At 51.8% G+C, this 19,102-nt stretch carries 16 protein-coding genes; 7 read left to right on the forward strand and 9 right to left on the reverse strand.

Annotation, left to right across the window (positions count from 1 at the left end; translation table 11 throughout):
- Nucleotides 1–5: 5 nt before the first annotated feature.
- From glgX to asd, 3 genes are all read right to left on the reverse strand, one after another.
- Complete coding sequence (gene glgX / locus OGY17_RS03655; RefSeq protein ID WP_286606420.1) at nucleotides 6–1,982, reverse strand: glycogen debranching protein GlgX; 1,977 nt, start codon at nucleotides 1,980–1,982, stop codon at nucleotides 6–8.
- Nucleotides 1,982–4,165, reverse strand: a complete 2,184-nt coding sequence (glgB, locus tag OGY17_RS03660) for a 1,4-alpha-glucan branching enzyme (RefSeq protein ID WP_286606422.1) — start codon at nucleotides 4,163–4,165, stop codon at nucleotides 1,982–1,984. Before glgB ends, glgX begins: the two co-directional genes overlap by 1 nt.
- A gap of 273 nt (nucleotides 4,166–4,438) precedes the next feature.
- Nucleotides 4,439–5,545 (reverse strand): aspartate-semialdehyde dehydrogenase, encoded by a 1,107-nt coding sequence (gene asd, locus OGY17_RS03665; RefSeq protein ID WP_003827614.1) that lies wholly within the window; start codon nucleotides 5,543–5,545, stop codon nucleotides 4,439–4,441.
- Between the two features lie 190 nt (nucleotides 5,546–5,735).
- Here asd and yhgN point away from each other — a divergent pair, with 190 nt between their 5' ends.
- Both yhgN and OGY17_RS03675 read left to right on the forward strand, forming a co-directional pair.
- The gene (gene yhgN / locus OGY17_RS03670; protein ID WP_003023480.1) at nucleotides 5,736–6,329 is read left to right on the forward strand and encodes an NAAT family transporter YhgN; all 594 of its coding nucleotides are present in this window, start codon (nucleotides 5,736–5,738) and stop codon (nucleotides 6,327–6,329) included.
- Between the two features lie 1,029 nt (nucleotides 6,330–7,358).
- The gene (locus tag OGY17_RS03675; RefSeq protein WP_008786350.1) at nucleotides 7,359–7,805 is read left to right on the forward strand and encodes a hypothetical protein; all 447 of its coding nucleotides are present in this window, start codon (nucleotides 7,359–7,361) and stop codon (nucleotides 7,803–7,805) included.
- Between the two features lie 95 nt (nucleotides 7,806–7,900).
- Here OGY17_RS03675 and gntU read toward each other — a convergent pair whose 3' ends face one another.
- From gntU to OGY17_RS03700, 5 genes are all read right to left on the reverse strand, one after another.
- Nucleotides 7,901–9,241: a gluconate transporter gene (gntU, locus tag OGY17_RS03680; RefSeq protein ID WP_003827609.1), complete on the reverse strand. Its 1,341-nt coding sequence runs from the start codon at nucleotides 9,239–9,241 to the stop codon at nucleotides 7,901–7,903.
- Complete coding sequence (gntK, locus tag OGY17_RS03685) at nucleotides 9,241–9,771, reverse strand: gluconokinase (protein ID WP_003023475.1); 531 nt, start codon at nucleotides 9,769–9,771, stop codon at nucleotides 9,241–9,243. The genes gntU and gntK overlap by 1 nt, the downstream gene beginning before the upstream one ends.
- Nucleotides 9,772–9,912: 141 nt before the next feature.
- The gene (gene gntR / locus OGY17_RS03690; protein WP_008786351.1) at nucleotides 9,913–10,908 is read right to left on the reverse strand and encodes a gluconate operon transcriptional repressor GntR; all 996 of its coding nucleotides are present in this window, start codon (nucleotides 10,906–10,908) and stop codon (nucleotides 9,913–9,915) included.
- Between the two features lie 293 nt (nucleotides 10,909–11,201).
- Nucleotides 11,202–11,897, reverse strand: coding sequence for a quercetin 2,3-dioxygenase (gene yhhW / locus OGY17_RS03695; protein WP_003023472.1), 696 nt, complete (start codon nucleotides 11,895–11,897; stop codon nucleotides 11,202–11,204).
- Nucleotides 11,898–12,020: 123 nt separating this feature from the next.
- On the reverse strand, nucleotides 12,021–13,058 hold the full coding sequence (locus OGY17_RS03700; RefSeq protein ID WP_125362799.1) for an oxidoreductase: 1,038 nt from the start codon (nucleotides 13,056–13,058) through the stop codon (nucleotides 12,021–12,023).
- 470 nt (nucleotides 13,059–13,528) lie between these two features.
- Here OGY17_RS03700 and yhhY point away from each other — a divergent pair, with 470 nt between their 5' ends.
- From yhhY to OGY17_RS03725, 5 genes are all read left to right on the forward strand, one after another.
- The gene (gene yhhY / locus OGY17_RS03705; RefSeq protein WP_008786353.1) at nucleotides 13,529–14,017 is read left to right on the forward strand and encodes an N-acetyltransferase; all 489 of its coding nucleotides are present in this window, start codon (nucleotides 13,529–13,531) and stop codon (nucleotides 14,015–14,017) included.
- Between the two features lie 46 nt (nucleotides 14,018–14,063).
- Nucleotides 14,064–14,948, forward strand: a complete 885-nt coding sequence (locus OGY17_RS03710) for a hypothetical protein (protein WP_286606424.1) — start codon at nucleotides 14,064–14,066, stop codon at nucleotides 14,946–14,948.
- 270 nt (nucleotides 14,949–15,218) lie between these two features.
- On the forward strand, nucleotides 15,219–16,373 hold the full coding sequence (gene tssD, locus OGY17_RS03715; protein WP_286606425.1) for a type VI secretion system tube protein TssD: 1,155 nt from the start codon (nucleotides 15,219–15,221) through the stop codon (nucleotides 16,371–16,373).
- Between the two features lie 21 nt (nucleotides 16,374–16,394).
- Nucleotides 16,395–16,889, forward strand: a complete 495-nt coding sequence (locus OGY17_RS03720; RefSeq protein ID WP_234103015.1) for a YrhA family protein — start codon at nucleotides 16,395–16,397, stop codon at nucleotides 16,887–16,889.
- Between the two features lie 97 nt (nucleotides 16,890–16,986).
- Nucleotides 16,987–17,247: a hypothetical protein gene (locus OGY17_RS03725; protein WP_008786356.1), complete on the forward strand. Its 261-nt coding sequence runs from the start codon at nucleotides 16,987–16,989 to the stop codon at nucleotides 17,245–17,247.
- A gap of 62 nt (nucleotides 17,248–17,309) precedes the next feature.
- Here the strand turns inward: OGY17_RS03725 and ggt are convergent, their stop codons facing one another.
- Entirely contained in the window at nucleotides 17,310–19,055 is a 1,746-nt protein-coding gene (gene ggt, locus OGY17_RS03730; protein WP_286606427.1) for a gamma-glutamyltransferase, read from the reverse strand.
- Nucleotides 19,056–19,102: the final 47 nt, after the last annotated feature.

The following is a 19,102-nucleotide window of genomic DNA, read 5'->3' on the forward strand; positions in this document are numbered from 1 at the left end:
CTTTTTTATCTTCTCTGGAACACACACAGTCCGTGCGCAGGTCCCTGCCAGACAGCCGTAAGCACCGGATTATCCTCTCCGGCAAATGGGGGAACGGCGCACCATTCCCCTTCAGGTAAAACGATATCTGTCACCTCAAGCGTGGCATTTATTGCAATCAGAAAACGGTCTGAAAGCAGGATTTGCATCTGCCTCGGGCCGTTTTGCCACTCATCCGCACTTAAGGGTTGTGCGTACTTATTCAGCCAACGAACATTGCCATCGCCCTCTTCCCACCAGCGATCACCCGTCAGTGCAGGAATTTGCTGGCGAAGATGGATCAGGGCAGCGGTAAATGTGGTTAGTCCGCTGTTTGCCTGCTGCCAGTCCAGCCAGGTCAGGGCGTTATCCTGGCAGTAAGCGTTATTGTTGCCGTGCTGGCTATGACCATGCTCATCGCCCGCCAGCAACATCGGCGTCCCCTGGGAGAGCAACAGCGTGGATAACAGCGCATGAATGCTGTCGCGCCGCCGCTCAATCAGGTCCAGCGTGCCGCCTAATCCTTCTTTACCATGATTGTCGCTGTAGTTATTGCTAGTGCCGTCGCGATTTTCCTCACCATTCGCTTCATTGTGCTTATTTGTGAAGCACACACAGTCGCGTAGCGTAAAACCGTCGTGCGCAGTCACCAGATTGACCGTCGCGCTGGGTTTGCGACCATCGCGTTTAAACACGTCGCTTGATGCGGCAAAACGCCCGGCAAACTCACCCAACGAGAGATTACGCTGGAGCCAGAAGCGTCGGGTCGCATCGCGGAAATGGTCATTCCACTCGGCAAACGGCGGGGGAAAATTCCCCACCTGATACCCGCCTTCACCAATATCCCACGGTTCCGCAATCAGCTTAACGCGTGAGAGCAGAGGACAGTTTTGGATCGCGGTAAACAGTGGCGCATCCTGACGAAACACAGGTGTACGCCCCATGACGGAAGCCAAATCAAAACGAAAACCATCCACATGGCAGGTTTCAACCCAGTAGCGCAGGCATTCACATGCGTATTCCACAACACCCGGATGGCTCAGATTGAGGGTGTTCCCACAACCGGTCCAGTTGTAGTAATCACCATCGTCCCTGATCCAATAATAGCTACGGTTATCAATTCCGCGCAGCGAGAAGACGGGGCCTTCGAGATCCAGCTCGGCACTGTGGTTCAAAACGATATCGAGAATGACCTCAATCCCCGCTTTGTGCAGCGCTTTTACCGCGTCGCGAAACTCATCAAGCGCACTCTCCGGCGAACAGGCATAGGCCGGATGCAGCGCAAACATCGCTACCGGGTTGTAGCCCCAATAGTTCGACAGCCCCAGCCGCTGAAGCCGTGGTTCGCTGGCAAAATGCGCCACCGGCAGCAGCTCCAGCGCGGTAATGCCGAGGCGCTTGAAGTAATCGATCATCACTGGATGGCCCAGCGCTTTGTAGGTTCCGCGAATCTCTTCCGGCAGCTCAGGATGCAAATACGTCAACCCTTTGACATGCGCTTCGTAAATCACGGTATTGCCCCACGGCGTGCGCGGCGGGGTATCATCCTCCCAGTCATAATGATCGGACACCACCACGCCCTTCAGCGCGATGGTGGCATTATCATGATGATCCGGTTCATTTAGCCCACCGTGCAGCAGCGGGTTATCTTTTAACTCGCCATCCACCCGACGGGCGCAAGGGTCAAGCAGCAGCTTGGCCGGATTAAACCGGTGGCCCTGCTGCGGTTGCCATGGGCCATGAACACGATAGCCATAGCGCAGACCGGGCCGGGCGATGGCCAGATAGCCGTGCCAGACATCACCGCTACGCCCCGGCAGGTCATAGCGAAGTTCGCACCCTTGCTCATCGAATACGCATAATTCAACGCGTTCAGCGTGGGCTGAGAAGAGTGTGAAATTGACACCATGGCCGTCATACGTTGCACCATGGGGGGTGGCGTTGCCGGTTGCCAGTTGCGTCATTACCCCTCCCGAACCAGCCAGATCGTTGCCAACGGCGGTAACGTGAGGCTCAGTGAGTGCTGACGACCATGGCTGGTGATTTCATCGCTGTGCACCGCACCGCCATTGCCGGTATTGCTACCGTGGTAATGCATCGAGTCGGTATTGAGGATCTCACGCCATTTGCCTGGCTGATTGATACCGAAGCGATAGCCGTGGCGGGGCACAGGCGTAAAGTTACTGACCACGATGATTTCATTGCCGACCTTGTCACGACGCACGAAAGCCAGCACCGAACGTTCGTTGTCATCTACCACCAGCCACTCAAAGCCATAGGCGTCAAAGTCGAGCTCGTGCAGCGCTTTGTGATGACGGTAGGTGTGGTTCAGATCGCGCACCAGACGCTGTACGCCGTGGTGCCAGTTATCGCCACCTTCCAGCAGGTGCCAGTCGAGGCTGGCGTCATGGTTCCATTCACGTCCCTGCGCAAACTCGTTGCCCATAAACAGCAGTTTTTTGCCCGGGAAGGCCCACATCCAGCCGTAGTAGGCGCGCAGGTTGGCAAACTTCTGCCATGCATCTCCCGGCATGCGATCGAGAATGGATTTTTTACCGTGTACCACTTCATCATGCGACAGCGGCAGGACAAAGTTTTCGGTGTAGTTGTACAGCATGCCGAAGGTCAGCTTGTCGTGATGGTACTGACGATGAATCGGGTCCAGCTTCATGTAGTCCAGCGTGTCGTGCATCCAGCCGAGGTTCCACTTATACCAAAACCCTAAACCGCCCATATCCTGTGGTCTTGAAACGCCGGCAAAGTCGGTCGACTCTTCCGCCATGCTCACCGCACCAGGCACCTGCTCGCCAAGAATGCGGTTGGTATTGCGCAAAAATTCAATGGCTTCGAGGTTTTCACGACCACCAAATTCGTTTGGGATCCATTCCCCTTCTTTGCGGCTGTAGTCGCGATAAATCATCGACGCCACGGCATCCACGCGCAGCGCGTCAATACCAAAGCGTTCAATCCAGTACAGAGCATTACCCACCAGGTAGTTGCTGACTTCACGGCGACCATAGTTGTAGATCAGCGTGTTCCAGTCCTGGTGATATCCTTCGCGCGGGTCGCTGTGCTCATACAGGTTGGTGCCATCAAACTCTGCCAAACCAAAGTCGTCCGACGGGAAATGACCCGGCACCCAGTCGAGAATGACGTTCAGCCCCGCCTGATGCGCGGCATTCACGAAATAGCGGAAATCATCGCGCGTCCCGAAGCGACGGGTCGGCGCATACATGCCGGTAGGTTGGTAACCCCAGCTACCGTCGAACGGATGCTCGTTAATCGGCAACAATTCGAGGTGGGTAAAGCCCATCCACTTGGCGTAAGGCACTAACTGATCCGCCAGCTCGCGGTAGCTCAGCCAGAAGTTGTTATCGGTATGACGACGCCATGAACCCAGATGTACTTCATAGATAGAGATCGGCGCATCAAACTGATTGGCTTTTTTACGCTCCTCGCTTTGCACCACTTTTTCCGGCAGACCGCAAATAAGTGACGCGGTTTCCGGGCGCATTTGCGCTTCAAACGCGTAAGGGTCGGCTTTAATCCGCAGCTTACCGTTGGCATCGATCATCTCGTATTTATACAGCTGACCATGCTGCGCACCGGGGATAAACAACTCCCAGATACCGCTTTCTTTACGCAGGCGCATCGGGTGGCGACGGCCATCCCAGTAGTTGAACTGACCAACCACCGAAACACGCTGGGCGTTGGGTGCCCAGACGGAGAAACGCGTACCGGTGACGCCATCCATGGTATCCGCATGCGCACCCAGCGTTTCGTAAGGTCGCAGATGCGTACCTTCAGATAACAGCCAGGCATCCATATCCTGGATCAGCGGGCCAAAACGATAAGGGTCATCAATCAGATTCTGCTGTCCATGCCAGACAACGGCCAACTGATAGCGAAAGAAATTTTTACGGCGGGGAAGTACTGCACAGAAAAAACCGCGAGAGTCGAGGCAATCCAGCTTGCCGACTTTGCGTCCGGTTTTGGGTTCGATCACCCACACTTCGGTGGCGTCAGGTAATAGGGCGCGGACTTCAAGTCCAGCATCAGTTTGGTGCATACCGAGTACGGAAAAAGGATCCGCAAAATGGCCTGCAATTAGCGCATTAATCACGTCTCTATCGATACGAACGGACATGGTTGTCATCCTGTTTTATGGCGTCACCCCTTCCAACTGATTTTCGACATCAGGTAGTGACACTTTTTTTGACCTGAACGGCGCAGCACAATTGTGCATCCTCTCTGCGTCGTCCCACCTTCAGGCAACAACTTAATACCTCCGGTACTAAGTCACCCTTAAAGAATAGCCAATGCTTTATCTTACTCCTGGTAAAAAATGAAACATCTGCGCTTACTCCTGTATTACGCAAAAAAAGGGGTGATTCCTCACCCCTTGATCGTTAACAAACTATTACGCCAATTGGCGCAGCATACGGCGCAATGGCTCCGCAGCACCCCACAGCAACTGGTCGCCCACGGTAAAGGCTGACAGGAACTCCGGTCCCATGTTCAGCTTACGCAGACGGCCTACTGGCGTGGTCAGCGTGCCGGTAACGGCCGCCGGGGTTAACTCACGCATGGTGATATCCCGATCGTTTGGTACAACTTTGGCCCACGGATTGTGCGCCGCCAGCAGTTCTTCCACGGTCGGAATAGACACATCTTTTTTCAGTTTAATGGTGAACGCCTGGCTGTGGCAGCGCAGCGCGCCGACGCGCACGCACAAACCATCAACCGGGATCACGGAAGACGTGTTGAGAATTTTGTTGGTTTCCGCCTGTCCCTTCCACTCTTCGCGGCTCTGACCGTTATCGAGCTGTTTGTCGATCCACGGAATCAGGCTACCGGCCAGCGGTACGCCAAAGTTATCAACCGGCAGTTCGCCGCTGCGGGACAGGGTCGTTACTTTACGTTCGATGTCGAGAATAGCAGAGGAAGGGGTCGCCAGTTCCTCGGCCACATGGCCATACAGATGACCCATCTGAGACAGCAGTTCACGCATATGGCGCGCGCCGCCGCCGGAAGCCGCCTGATAGGTCGCTACGGAAACCCAGTCAACCAGGTCATTGGCAAACAGGCCACCGAGGGACATCAGCATCAGGCTAACGGTACAGTTGCCGCCGACAAAGGTCTTAATGCCTTTGTTCAGGCCGTCGGTGATGACATCCTGGTTAACCGGATCGAGAATAATGATGGCATCGTCTTTCATACGCAGCGAAGAGGCTGCGTCAATCCAGTAACCCTGCCAACCGCTTTCACGAAGCTTTGGATAGATTTCGTTGGTATAATCGCCGCCCTGACAGGTCACGATGATATCGAGCGCCTTCAGCGCATCCAGATCAAAAGCGTCCTGAAGTGTGCCGGTCGCGGTGCCACCGAACGTCGGTGCCGCCTGCCCGAGCTGGGAAGTAGAAAAGAAAACAGGGCGAATGGCGTCGAAGTCACGCTCCTCAACCATGCGTTGCATGAGAACAGAGCCGACCATACCGCGCCAGCCGATAAAACCAACATTTTTCATAGCGTTTTTTCCTGCAGAGATGTGTGCTGTGTATGCTAACCAGTATCCTACTGGCCTATCCTTCACCATACAAAAAGCAGCCAAAGTCGCAAGTGAAATTAATCAATGATAGCGAAGCCATCAGTAATGCGACTTATCCCGCTGCGCAAGCAAGCAGAAAGTCCGCGGTAATTATCAGGGAATTTGAGTTATGAATGAAATCATTTCAGCGGCAGTTTTATTGATCCTGATTATGGATCCGCTCGGAAATCTGCCCATTTTCATGTCCGTATTGAAACATACCGAACCAAAACGCCGTCGCGCGATTATGATTCGCGAGCTGTTCATTGCGCTGTTGGTGATGCTGATATTCCTGTTTGCGGGCGAGAAAATTCTGGCATTTCTTAACCTGCGTGCAGAAACCGTATCGATCTCCGGGGGCATCATTTTGTTCCTGATCGCCATTAAGATGATTTTCCCCAGCGCCACCGGGAATAGCACCGGGCTTCCGGCTGGTGAAGAGCCATTTATCGTACCGCTGGCGATTCCGCTGGTCGCCGGTCCGACAATCCTGGCCTCATTAATGCTGTTGTCGCATCAGTATCCAAACCAGATGGGGCATCTGGTGATTGCGCTGCTGATCGCCTGGGGCGGTACATTCGTGATTTTGCTGCAGTCTTCGCTGTTTTTACGTCTGCTGGGAGAGAAAGGGGTTAACGCGCTGGAGCGCCTGATGGGGCTGATTCTGGTGATGATGGCAACCCAGATGTTCCTCGATGGCGTGCGGATGTGGATGAAGGGGTAACCGTTTTGAAGCTGGAGAGCATGGCATTTCAGAGAACGATTCCGTTCACGTTATGTTCATTGCTTCTCTGAGATCTCGTCACCAGTGAACGTGTTAAGGGGGCTACGCAGCCCCCTTAACAATCCCGGCTCCCGGCAGGAAAATTGCCACTTCGTGGTTCCCTCCACTTATTCCTCCAGGCTACCGGGCCGGGCGCGAGGCAGCGTCCATGCAAAACGCGCCCTGAACCCGCATCCCTGCGGGTTCTCCCGGCCTTACGGAAACGCGTCGGCAATTTTCAGCCGGACCAGCCCACACCTGACCACCTGAGCTTTTACTTGAATACCTGTGAACAGCAAAACGGATATAGCTGAAAGCCAGAGCGCTGAAGCGACACCCTGGTCCGGCTGAAAATCGATGAGGTGTTGACGGCTGACCGGGTCTGCCCGCAGGGATGCGGGCAGAGGGGACGGCCTGCATGGATGCAGGCTCGGCCCCGACCCGACAGGCAGACGGAATAAGACGAATAACTCGCGCAGCGACGATTTTCCCGCCGGGAGCCTGGGTTGCAAGGGAGGCGGCGGTGAGCCTCCCTTGCACGTTCACGGGCATCAGCGCTTCAGAGAAATGACACCACTGAGGTGAACGGAACCCTGAGCAATAATCACATGTTCACCCTACATGCTTAACTGAACGGCATTGCACTGTAATACCAGGTATTCCTTATGCTTTTAAACCGCTGAGAAAACGTATTTTCATTTCTGCGAAGCGCCTTCCGGAATGCCCCCTTGTCAGCATCGCGGATTAGCATTATCTTCTCGCTGCACCTGCAAAATCAGGTGCCAGAATTAGCCTTCTGAACTCCTTCATCGGTGACGCAAGTATTTTTGTGTCGCACGCTTAGGTACACTCCAATGGTGGACCGGGCGGGGGCGTCGCAAGACGCGCCGGTATCCGATGAGGCCGGTAAGGCTAACCCTGTTCGGCTCCACCTCCAGTGAGATTAGCCTCTCCAGTGGTGGATGAAAATCACTCATCGGAGGCTGCCCTATGGCAACGACCCCTCTCTTTTCACACTCTTTATTTACCCTGCCCTTTAGCCATGCCACGGACTTCACCGAGTTGGCGGATAACTGTGAGCGTTTTGTCGAAGGGCTTGTTGAATGTCATGACCCGGTTGAAAAACTGGCGATGTGCGCGCGCCTGTCGGCCTGTCTGGCACTATTGCAACCAACCTTAACGGAGCCTGTACCGCAGCATCTACAGGCCAGCCTGACGGTAGAAACCTTACCGACCCGCACTCCCCTCTTTGAACCCGAACCAGATCAGATGGGGCGTTACTGCCAGCTTTTAACGCATTTGCTGATGAGCAAAACGCTTTCTGATGATATGGAGCGGGTGGCGGGTGATTTGCTGCAGGATTTGGTGGATTATTTCGCCGACACACTGAAAGCGCCGCGCTGGTTGAAAACCGAGGATGGGGTGATGGTGCTGTAAAAAAGCCGGGTGGCGGCTTCGCCTTACCCGGCCTACGGTGTCGATATGTGCTCGTTTCCAGGCCCGGTAAGCGCAAGCGCCACCGGGCAATGCCATCAGCTCAACAGCTGGAAGGCAATCATACCGACAATCGCGCCGACCGTACCGAGGATGGTTTCCATCATCGTCCAGGTCTTCAGAGTTTGCGCTTCAGTCGCACCGGTAAATTTACCGAACAACCAGAAACCAGCGTCGTTAACGTGGCTGACCACGATAGAGCCGCCCGCGATACAGATAGACAGCGCCGCCATCTGGGCACCGGAGTAGTTCAGTTGCTCAATCACCGGCATCACCAGACCGACCGCCGTTAAGCAGGCCACTGTCGCGGACCCCTGAATGATACGCACCGCCGCCGCCAGCACGAAGCAGGTGATAGCGATCGGCAAGCCCATACCGGTTAACGCTTCGCCCAGTGCAGGACCAACGCCGGAATCTACCAGTACCTGTTTGAACACGCCGCCCGCACCAATCACCAGCAGAATAATCCCCGCTGGCTGAAGCGCATGGCCGCAGATTTCCATCACGCGGTCTTTTGGCATGCCCTGGCGCACCGCCAGACCATAAATCGCCACCAGACAGGCAACCAGAATCGCGGTAAACGGATGACCGATAAACTCGAACCATTCGTAGGTTGAAGAACCGACCGGAACAAAGCGTGCAGCGATGGTTTTCAGACCAACCAGCACCAGCGGCAGCAGGATAAGCGATAAGCTGAAGCCAAAGGAGGGCATTTTGCCTTCGCCCAGATGCGGCTCGGTAATGTCTTCCGGTACGTGCAGCTCAACGTAACGGCTGATGAAGTTACCCCACAGCGGCCCGGCGATAATCATGCCCGGAATCGCGGCGCACAGGCCAATCAGGATCATCCAGCCAAAGTCGGCGTGCATCTGAGAGGCCAGCAGCATCGGCGCAGGCCCCGGCAGCAGGAACGCTGCGGCAGCCGCCACGCCCGCAAACAGCGGAATGACCAACTTAACCAGGTTAGTACCGGTATGGCGCGCCATTGAGAACGCTACGCTAATCAGCAGCACAATCGCCACCTCAAAGAACAGCGGCAGCGCGCAAATCAGACCGGCCAGGCCAATCGCGTAATGTGCGCGGCTATGACCGAAGGATTTCAGCATTTTGACGGCAATCTGATCGACCGCGCCGGTCTCATGCAAAATCTTGCCGAACATCGCCCCCAGCGCCACCACAATCGCCAGGAAACCGAGCGTGCCTCCCATCCCTTTTTCCATGGTCGCCGCGATTTTATCGAGCGGCATACCGGAAAAGAGACCTGCACCAATGGATACCACCATCAAAGCAACGAAGGCGTGCATACGCGCCTTCATCACTAAAAACAGCAGTAATAAAACGGACCCTACTGCTGTTAAAACAAGCGTTAATGTGCTCACTACTTACTGCCTTGGTTAATAACCTCAATGGTGCTGGCGACCACACCGTCCAGTGGTTGATCGATATCGACCACCAGTACATCGTTTTCATTCGCACCCGGTTCTTCCAGCGCTTCAAACTGGGTAACCAGCATCTGCGTTTTGAAGAAGTGGCCTTTACGCGCCTTCAGACGGCTTTCAATAACGTCAAAATCCCCTTTCAGATAAATGAAAGAGAGGTTCGGGTTACCGTCGCGCAACTGGTCACGGTAGACTTTTTTCAAGGCAGAACAGACGATCAGCGAAACTTTATTGGTACGCTGCATCGCGAAGGCGGCGTCATTCAGCGCCTGTAACCACGGTTTACGGTCGTCATCGTTAAGTGGCTCACCGGAAGCCATTTTCATGATGTTGCTGCGCGGATGGAGAAAATCGCCATCAAGAAACGCGGCCTGCAGTTGATGCGCCACTTCGCTGGCGACAGCAGATTTACCGCTGCCCGATACGCCCATCAGAACGTAAACGTGGTGATCATGATTAGTCGTGCTCAAAGCGTTGCCCCCACTGGTACAAGAATCAGGAAATTGTTACGGGTAACTGTTATCGGTAACATTGTCCAGCCGGATAAATAGAGAAGCAATATCCATTCGTGCTCGAAGTGTATAAGTGTGAGCTACTTCAAACTTGTTGGCTTAAATAGATCCGCCCGGTGACAAGGTGAAACCTAAATCTAACATTTTAGGCGTGACTGCTTCACCACGAATGCGCGCCAGCAGGCGTTCTGCGCCAATGCTGCCCATCCGTTCACGTGGCGTGAGCACACTCGCCAGACGCGGCTCCATCACCTGCCCGATGTCGTGACCGTGGAATCCGGCAATCGCCATGTCATCCGGGATTTTCAGCCCTAAACGCTGGCATTCGAAAGCCGCCCCTACCGCCAGGTCATCGTTGGTACAGAAAACGCCGTCGAGCTGCGGGTATTCGCGTCGCGCCTGACGGATGAGTTCAATACCGGAGGAGTAGGAAGAAGACTGTTCCACCATCACGCTGTACGGCACCAGGTTGGCATCGCGCATTGCCTGCTCGTAGCCTCTCTGTTTGATGATAGTACGTTCATCAAGACGAGCGCCAAGATAGGCTACATGACGGTGCCCGCGGGCGATAATAGCGGCAGTCATCTGACGCGCGGCTTCGAAGTTGTCGAAACCGACGGCGATATCCAGACACGGAGACTGGCTGTCCATCAGCTCAACCACCGGGATACCGGCAACTTCAATCATTTTCAGCGTACGGGGCGTATGGCTACGTTCGGTGAGGATCAGGCCATCGATATTCCACGACAGCATCGATTCCAGGCGCTCTTGTTCCATCTCAGGCTTATAGCCGTAGTGCGCGAGCATAGTTTGATAACCATGGGCGTCGGTGACGGCCTCAATGCCGCGTAGCACTTCAGCAAAAACCTGGTTAGTGAGAGACGGTAACAGCACGCCGATAGCGCGGCTGGTGGCGTTAGAAAGGATATCAGGAGCGCGATTGGGAATATAACCCAGCTCATCAAGTGCAGCGGCAATTTTGCCCCGCAGCGCCACGGAGACCTGCTCCGGGTTACGCAAAAAGCGACTGACCGTCATTTTGGTCACGCCCACGCGGTCGGCTACATCCTGAAGTACGGGTCTTTTCTTTTTCATCGTCCTGAAGCGTTAAAAAGGGATAGATTCCCCCAGTTTACCACGGACGTGCGTGAACCTTTGCAGAGAAAAAAAGGAGTTTTTATTGTGATAAATACACAAAATCATTCGAGTTGCATCAAGGCGGCGACGCAGTGACAAATTCGTCAGGAACGAATTTGAACAACCGAAGGTTGCCTCTGGTGAGGGACAAGGATGTCCCTCATTAAATCCCCGGGAGCGTACATTAAGTACGCGACCGGGGTGAGCGAGGAAAGCCAACACAGATGCGGCTTGAAGGATGACGTGTATTTTTAGACTGGCGGCAGGTCAAACAGTAACACTTCACTGTCGCTGTCGGCATGAATAGAAATTGCCTGTTCATCCCAGATTGCCAGACCGTCGCTGGTGGTCGCTTTGGTGCCGTTAATCGTCACGTTGCCTTTTACCACCTGGATCCAAACGCGGCGTTCCGCGGCAATCTGATGCACCGACTGCTCATCTTTGACCAGCGCCCAACGGTACAGCTCCATATCCTGGTACACTTTCAGTGAACCATCACGGGCATCCGGCGACAGCACCAGTTGTTTACCCTGAGCGGCATCGAAACGACGCTGTTCATAGCGCGGAGTAATACCGTTCTCCTGCGGCATGATCCAGATCTGATACAGATGCAGCTTCTCAGTATTGCTCGGGTTGTACTCCGAGTGACGGATCCCCGTCCCGGCGCTCATAATCTGAAACTCACCGGCCGGAACCTGCTCTTTGTTGCCCATGCTGTCCTGATGCTCCACCGCGCCTTCCAGCACGTAGGTCAGGATTTCCATGTCTTTATGGGGGTGAGTACCAAATCCCTGACCTGCATCGATCACGTCATCGTTAATCACGCGCAGTGCCGAGAACCCCATAAAGTTCGGGTCATAGTAGTTGGCAAAAGAGAAGGTATGCCATGAATCAAGCCAGCCATGATTAGCGTGGCCACGGTCGTTAGCTTTGCGTAAGTAGATCATTGTGTTCACCCCCAGATGTTTTCGATGGAGTAAGTGTGGACTCAATCCGTCTGGGATCATAGAGGGTGAAAATTGACTCCTCTGTTCAAAAAATATGAACAAGCCCAGAGGAGTCTGTGCAGGCTATTTGGCGAGGGTTATCGTGGCAGGCGTTGCCTGTTCAAAGGCGCGTTCGAGGATCTCCAGGTTGGTAAGAACTTCAGATTCCTTGACGTAATTAGGCGCACCGGTGGTCAGCGTCTGGTACAGCGCGTCATACACGCGACCGTAATCCCCCACTTCCGGCTTTACCTCTTCTTTTACCGTGATGCCGTCATCGTTGACGTACTCTAGCATCCCAATGGAATCATCAGCAGCGAAACCTGGCTCACCCGGCATGATATTGGCCTTCAGGCTGCTTTCCTGCTGGTCGATGCCGTACTTCACAAACGAGCCTTTGGTGCCATGGACGATAAACTTCGGATAGTCGATTTTCACCAGATGACTGGTTTTAACAATGGCTTTCAGGTCGCCGTAAAACAGCTGCGCTTCAAAGGTATCGTCCGGGTTCGCTTTGTTGCGCAGACTGCGAATGTCATAGGCTACATGGTCAGGACGTCCGAACAGCGAGATAATCTGATCCATGGTGTGTACGCCCAGACCATAAAACGCGCCGTCCTGCGGCAGTCCCGGCTTGGTTTCTGCTTCAGGACGGTAGTAATCGAAATGGCTTTCAACCTCAACAATCTTGCCGAGCTTGCCGCTCTCAATGGCTTTTTTCGCGGTGAGGAAGCAGGAGTCAAAACGGCGATTCTGATACGGCGTAACGGTCAGTCCTTTGCTTCGCGCCAGTTCGAACAGCTCTTTTGCTTGCGCAAGCGTCGGCGTGAAGGGTTTCTCAACCAGCACATTTTTACCCGCTTCCAGCGCGCGTTTAGCATATTCAAAATGGCTGTCAGCATGGGTACAGACGATCACCAGTTTCACCTGCGGATCGTTTAAGATCTCGTCGAGGTCGCTGGTGAAGTGAATATGCGAATACTGCGGCGCCTGCTCTTCCGGCCTGGCGTTGCGGCGGAAAATGTGCGCGACGTGCCAGCTATTTTTGCGGTTGAGGACGTACGGCAAATGGTAGCGGGTGGTGCTTTTACCAAAACCAATAAATGCGCAGTGTAAGGTCATGAGACGATCCTTTTGAAGGTGATTGTCTACACCATAGCGCAAAGCGGCTGGAGACTGAATCCATCCTGTCATCGTGCCGGATGCGGCGTTGCCTTATCCGGCCTACCGCATTATACAGCCAAAAGATCGGGCGTAAGTGGCGTAGGCAGATTATTCACGGCCTGCGCGCAGCAACCGGAGCGTACACAGAGTACGTGAGGATTGCGAGCACAGCCTGGGATTATGCTGGCAAGCAAACTAGCCCGAAACCCAGCCAAAAAAAAAGCCAGCAAAAGCTGGCTAAAGTAATACTGGAAGCAATGTGAGCAATGTCGTGCTTTCAGGTTCTCCGTAGGGGTTCCCCTGAACGCAGAGCAATAATAATCATTCTCATTCGCACTTGTCTACTTCTTTTTGCAAAAAAATGCAGTTGACGGATTTTTCTTTCTCAGCGAGTGTAAATGCACAATTAACCCTGCAGGAGATAAGGAATGAGTGAGATAGTGATACGCCACGCTGAACCGAAAGATTACGACGCAATTCGTCAGATCCACGCCCAGCCGGAGGTGTACCACAACACGCTACAGGTTCCTCATCCTTCTCTCGAAATGTGGCAAGCGCGGCTAACCGAGCAAGCCGGTGTCAAACAGCTGGTTGCCTGCATTGATGATATCGTCGTGGGGCATCTCTGTATTGAGGTCGCGCAGCGCCCGCGCCGCAGCCACGTGGCCGATTTTGGTATCTGCGTGGATGGCAGGTGGCACAATCGTGGCGTTGCCAGCGCGCTGATTCGTACGATGATCGACATGTGCGACAACTGGCTGCGCGTCGAGCGCATTGAGCTGACAGTATTTGTTGATAATGAGCCTGCTGTAGCAGTATATAAGAAGTACGGCTTTGAAATCGAAGGCACCGGTAAGAAATACGGCCTGCGCAACGGTGAGTATGTTGATGCCTACTTTATGGCGCGCGTGAAATAAATTTAAGGGCGAGCCTTATCGCCCTGCTTATTGAAAGGACGCAATAGTGAAAAAGTTTCTTCCCCTGGTTTTGCTGGCCTCGCTCTCCCCTGCTTTTGCCACTACCGTACAAAATCTCGATTCCGTAGCCAGTGCCATCCAACATCCTGAAGGTAAACAGATTTTTGCTGAGCAAATGGCAGGAGCAACCCCTGCGAAAGGATTTGGTGAGCTTCCTCAGGGCTTATCTGAAAAGCAGTGGATTGCATGGGTTGCGCCGAATGAAGATCCTGGCAACCTGATCCTGACCGGTGCTAAATCTTGGGGAAAAGACGGTAAATATATTGGCATTGCCTGTTTCGCCGATAATAAGGCTGACGCCGAGCAAGCAAAAAAATACGCGGATTACACCTGCCCGGAAAACTACAGCAACGGGCGCGCCAATAAATTATATCTCGGCGTTTTTTCCTGGCAGAATCCACAGCTAACGCCGATTGCACGCTCGGAAAAACCGTTAAACCAGCTCTCAGAGTGGAATAAAGCTGCTGAAAAAGAGAGCGATGATGAGTCCGTCAGACCGCTGGCTTATTATACAAAGCTGGATCTGGCACCGTACCGGATAGCACCCGATACCCTGGCATTCGGGGTGCGGGGTGGATACTCTGATGCGTATTCCGGCGGCGGCGCATTTTATGAAGTGCTGGAACTCTACACCATCAAAGACAGCAAGATAATCAACGTGTTTTCTGACCTTGTTTATTACTATTCGGACATCGCCGGAGACTGGAATAAAGACGGCACAAGGCAGCACGACATCAGCGAAAGTAAGTACATTCTCAAAATGCGCTCGGCAAAGACGCACGGATTTTATGACTTAGAGCGCGTTAGCCTACAGGATAAAAGCAGCCAAATATTCCGCTGGTCCGAATCACTGCAGCGATATGCGCCATAACCTACCGGTCAGGCCTACATCGTTCAGAACGCTGTAGGCCATTGATACGGGTCAATTAACATCAGCAAACCCTCCATTAATAACTCCAAATTATTGAATGTATAAATTCTTATCTCATACATTATTTATATTCAGATTCCCCTCAATAAAATTCACTTAAAGTGAAACGTTTTATTTCTGCTATATACGAACGACATTAGAAAGCGTAATAAAAACAAAGAGCAAAATTACCATTTTTACGACAACAAGTAATAAAAGGATAAGGATGTCATGAGTGATATCGTCTATCTGATGGTTTCAGGACAACATCAGGGCGCTATTTCTGACGGATGTGGAACCAATGCATCCGTGGGTAACCGCTGGCAAATAGGGCACGAAGACGAAATTTTTACTTTTTCGCTGTCTAATAGTATAACCAGTACTGGTAGAGGTTCACATTTTCACGGACTGCAATTTTGCAAACTGATAGATAAAAGCACCCCATTGTTTGTAAATGCTATTAACAACAACGAGCAGTTGTATATGGAGTTTTATTTCTACCGCATCAATAGGTTCGGTAGATGGGAGAAATATTATTATATTCAACTGCGGGGAGCATTTCTATCAGCCATTCAACACCAATTCAGCGACAATAATTTAGACACAGAAACAATAACCATCAACTATGAATATATCCTCTGCAAACATCTTATTGCCAACACTGAGTTCAGCTACCTGGCGTTGCCCGAGAACTACAACCGCCTGTTTATCCCTCGCCCAAAAACACCCGTAGACAATGGCCTCAAAACGTTAAACAGCAAAGAGGTTGACAGACTGCTTGCCGCCGGAGGGATCTACAACGGGAATATCGACGGCTTCAGGGAAACGGCGGAAAAGTTGGGGGGCGATGCGATTAAAGGATATGATCAAGTCCTGAATGAAAAAACTACAGGTGCGTTACTTGCAGCAAGTTCAATTTTGTTAGCCAGGCGTTCAAGTTTTGATTATTATCATGAAATTACCATCTATCTTGGAAAACTAAGAGGCGAACCCAAATTACTTTCTGGCGTAATCGTAAAAGAAATAAATTACACCCGAAGAAACCCAATAGAAGCAGCAGCATTACGAAAGGAATTCGATAGTACTATAAGGAAAAAGTTTATTATTGACCTTGCAAAAAAACCTACTTACAAAAATAGATTTAATTCAGAAGATTTTTTAAGAATGAGTAACGGAAATGTTCCTCATAACTATAGTGTTCACCATAAATTACCATTAGATGATGGAGGAACAAATAGCTTTGATAATTTAGTACTTACAAAGAACGAACCCTATCACAAAATATTTACCAATATGCAATCCAATGTAACAAGAAAAATGTTACCCGGCGAAAGCAAAACAATACTCTGGGCAATCCCTTCAGGTTCAATTTACCCACTTAAGTAATATTTCAGGATTAAAGATAAAATGAATATTGAAGCCCTCCTTGTTGAATTAAAAATCATGATGGATAGCTTTGCTTACCCTATAGAAGATGCCATAAAAAGTTCATTTATTGAAAGCATCACAAAAAGAAACTCTAAAACTGAAACATCACCGATACTCGAACAATTATGTGATGAAGTCTGCATATTATGCTCTAATCAACCTGATTATTTAACATTCTTAGAAACAATGGATGGGTTTGAGTATAACGGATTAAGAATTTTCAGTCTTTCAATACCAGAACCTTTAGTTAAGAACTTATTTCTAGTGAACGAATTTTATAGAAATAATGATGACTATATAAACCCTGATCTTGCAGAACGATTAGTCATTGGTGATGATAGTATTTCGTTATTCACCTATGATACTAAATCCTGTCTTTTTGAAATTAGAGATAACATCGGCACTGACAATGTATTTGGAACATTTAAATCCTTTACTGAATTTTTAAATGAAATATTAGATACTGTTCGCTAATAAAAACAAGGGCGCATAATGAGAAAAATACCTTTAAATGCTTTAGAACAAAAAGCAAAAAAAACACGAAGCTAAGTTTACTTGTGTACGATTAACTATGATAACTGAAACAGAGCTTAACGTCCTGAAAGTTATGGCTGAAAAAGATATTAACTGGAACTGGATGAATCTGGATCGCACGCTATCTATGAAAAGAATCCCGGGATTCAGTAATGTCGTTAATATTGTGAATAAATTGGCTAGCGAGGGATTGGTAAATATCGAGGACAGCGGGCATAAGTCCATGCCTTACTATCGCGTATCTGAAAAAGGGTACAGGCTAATAAAGAATACAGATGCTGACAATAACGAACCATAACCACGTGAAGAATAATGCTGTTGAACCGACAAGCCCTCTCCCATCGAAGAGGGCCGTCATCCTTAGTATCCCGCCGATAAGTCATCCACGGAACGCGGGTCGGACGCACCATACAGTGCGCCATCCGGTCCAACCATAATGCTCTGCGTGCTGCCCATCGCCTCTTTCAGCGCTACTTTCTGTCCTTTTTGCTCCAGCAGCTTGATTGTATCCGGGCTGAAGCCCTTCTCGATGCGCAGTTCATCTGGCAACCATTGATGATGGAAGCGCGGTGCGTTGGTCGCTTCGGCGACGTTCATCCCGTAATCAATGCTGTTGACCACCATTTGCAGTACGGTAGTGATGATTCGGCTTCCACCTGGGCTGCCGGTAACCAGCCAGGTTTTCCCGTCTTTTACCACGATAGTCGGCGACATCGACGACAGCGGACGCTTCTTCGGTCCAACCGCGTTGGCATCACCGCCCACCAGTCCATAAACGTTCGGCACGCCCGGCTTAGCGGAGAAGTCGTCCATTTCATTATTCAGCAGAATACCGGTGTTACCCGCCACGATGCCGGTCCCGAAGGTGGTATTCAGGGTATACGTTACCGCCACGGCATTGCCGTCTTTATCCACTACCGAGAAGTGCGTAGTCTGGTTGCTTTCATACGGGGCGAGTTTGCCCGGTTTGATCTGGCTGGAAGGCTTAGCTTTGTTGATATCAATCTGATCGGCAAGCGTTTTAGCATAGGCTTTGTTGGTCAGCGCTTGCCACGGCACTTTCACAAAATCCGGGTCGCCCAGATATTCTGAACGGTCGGCGTAAGCATATTTCTCCGCTTCAGCCATGACCTGCATGGCATCGGCGCTGCCAAACCCGTACTTCTTCATATCGAAGTTTTCGAGAATATTGAGGATCTGCACGATGTGAATACCGCCAGAGGACGGCGGCGGCATGGAGAAGACCTGATATCCGCGATAGTCACCGCCGATCGGCGTGCGCTCCACAGCTTTATAGCTGGCTAAATCCTCTTTGGTCATCAGCCCGCCGTTCTTCTGCATTTCCCCGGCTATCTGATCGGCAATCGCCCCTTTATAAAACGCATCCGGGCCATTCTCGGCAATCATTTCCAGGCTTTTCGCCAGATTCTTTTGCACCAGCTTGTCGCCCTTTTTCAGCGGCTCGCCGTCCTTCCAGAAAATGGCTTTGCTGTTCTCGTGATTAGGGAGCACTTCGCTGCCATAGGTTTTCAGATCGTCGGCCAGCGCGTCATTAACCACAAAGCCCTCTTCCGCCAGCTTCATCGCCGGGCGCACCACTTTGTTCAGCGGCATCGTGCCGTATTTCTCCAGCGCCAGCGAGAAACCCGCCACGGTACCCGGCGTACCGGATGCCAGATGCGACGTCAGCGACTTTTTCGCATCGGCGTTGCCCTGCTCATCGAGGAACATGTCACGGGTCGCGCCAGCAGGCGCCATTTCACGAAAATCGATCGCGGTGGTGTTACCGTCTTTGGTACGCAGTAGCATAAAACCACCGCCGCCCAGATTGCCCGCTTGGGGATGCGTCACCGCCAGCGCATAGCCAACGGCCACGGCGGCATCAACGGCATTCCCACCCTGTTTAAGAATGTCCACACCAACCTGGGTAGCTAAAGCATCCACAGAGGCCACCATCCCTTGCTTAGCACGTACGGGATGGAACACATCTTCCTCGACTCCGTAAGATACCGGCGGTGGCGCAGCTGGCGCGGCAGCAACGCTAAAACAACTTCCTGAGAGCAGAGCAGCAATGGCTACCCGGCGTAAAAACGTCGGTTTTATCATCGTTATTCTCCAGATGTATGGGGGTCGGCCCCCACTAAGCCTGGTGC

This window comes from Citrobacter sp. Cpo126 (genome assembly GCF_030332445.1).
In the GTDB taxonomy this organism is placed as follows: Bacteria; Pseudomonadota; Gammaproteobacteria; order Enterobacterales; family Enterobacteriaceae; genus Citrobacter; species Citrobacter portucalensis.

Bases quoted from the DNA above. Each gene is read 5' to 3' on its own strand.
- tssD (WP_286606425.1), top strand. From the start codon at position 15,219: ATGAGTGATATCGTCTATCTGATGGTTTCAGGACAACATCAGGGCGCT.
- OGY17_RS03700 (WP_125362799.1), bottom strand. From the start codon at position 13,058: ATGACCTTACACTGCGCATTTATTGGTTTTGGTAAAAGCACCACCCGC.
- yhhW (WP_003023472.1), bottom strand. From the start codon at position 11,897: ATGATCTACTTACGCAAAGCTAACGACCGTGGCCACGCTAATCATGGC.
- OGY17_RS03720 (WP_234103015.1), top strand. From the start codon at position 16,395: ATGAATATTGAAGCCCTCCTTGTTGAATTAAAAATCATGATGGATAGC.
- yhgN (WP_003023480.1), top strand. From the start codon at position 5,736: ATGAATGAAATCATTTCAGCGGCAGTTTTATTGATCCTGATTATGGAT.
- yhhY (WP_008786353.1), top strand. From the start codon at position 13,529: ATGAGTGAGATAGTGATACGCCACGCTGAACCGAAAGATTACGACGCA.
- glgB (WP_286606422.1), bottom strand. From the start codon at position 4,165: ATGTCCGTTCGTATCGATAGAGACGTGATTAATGCGCTAATTGCAGGC.
- asd (WP_003827614.1), bottom strand. From the start codon at position 5,545: ATGAAAAATGTTGGTTTTATCGGCTGGCGCGGTATGGTCGGCTCTGTT.
- glgX (WP_286606420.1), bottom strand. From the start codon at position 1,982: ATGACGCAACTGGCAACCGGCAACGCCACCCCCCATGGTGCAACGTAT.
- OGY17_RS03725 (WP_008786356.1), top strand. From the start codon at position 16,987: ATGATAACTGAAACAGAGCTTAACGTCCTGAAAGTTATGGCTGAAAAA.
- gntR (WP_008786351.1), bottom strand. From the start codon at position 10,908: ATGAAAAAGAAAAGACCCGTACTTCAGGATGTAGCCGACCGCGTGGGC.
- OGY17_RS03675 (WP_008786350.1), top strand. From the start codon at position 7,359: ATGGCAACGACCCCTCTCTTTTCACACTCTTTATTTACCCTGCCCTTT.
- ggt (WP_286606427.1), bottom strand. From the start codon at position 19,055: ATGATAAAACCGACGTTTTTACGCCGGGTAGCCATTGCTGCTCTGCTC.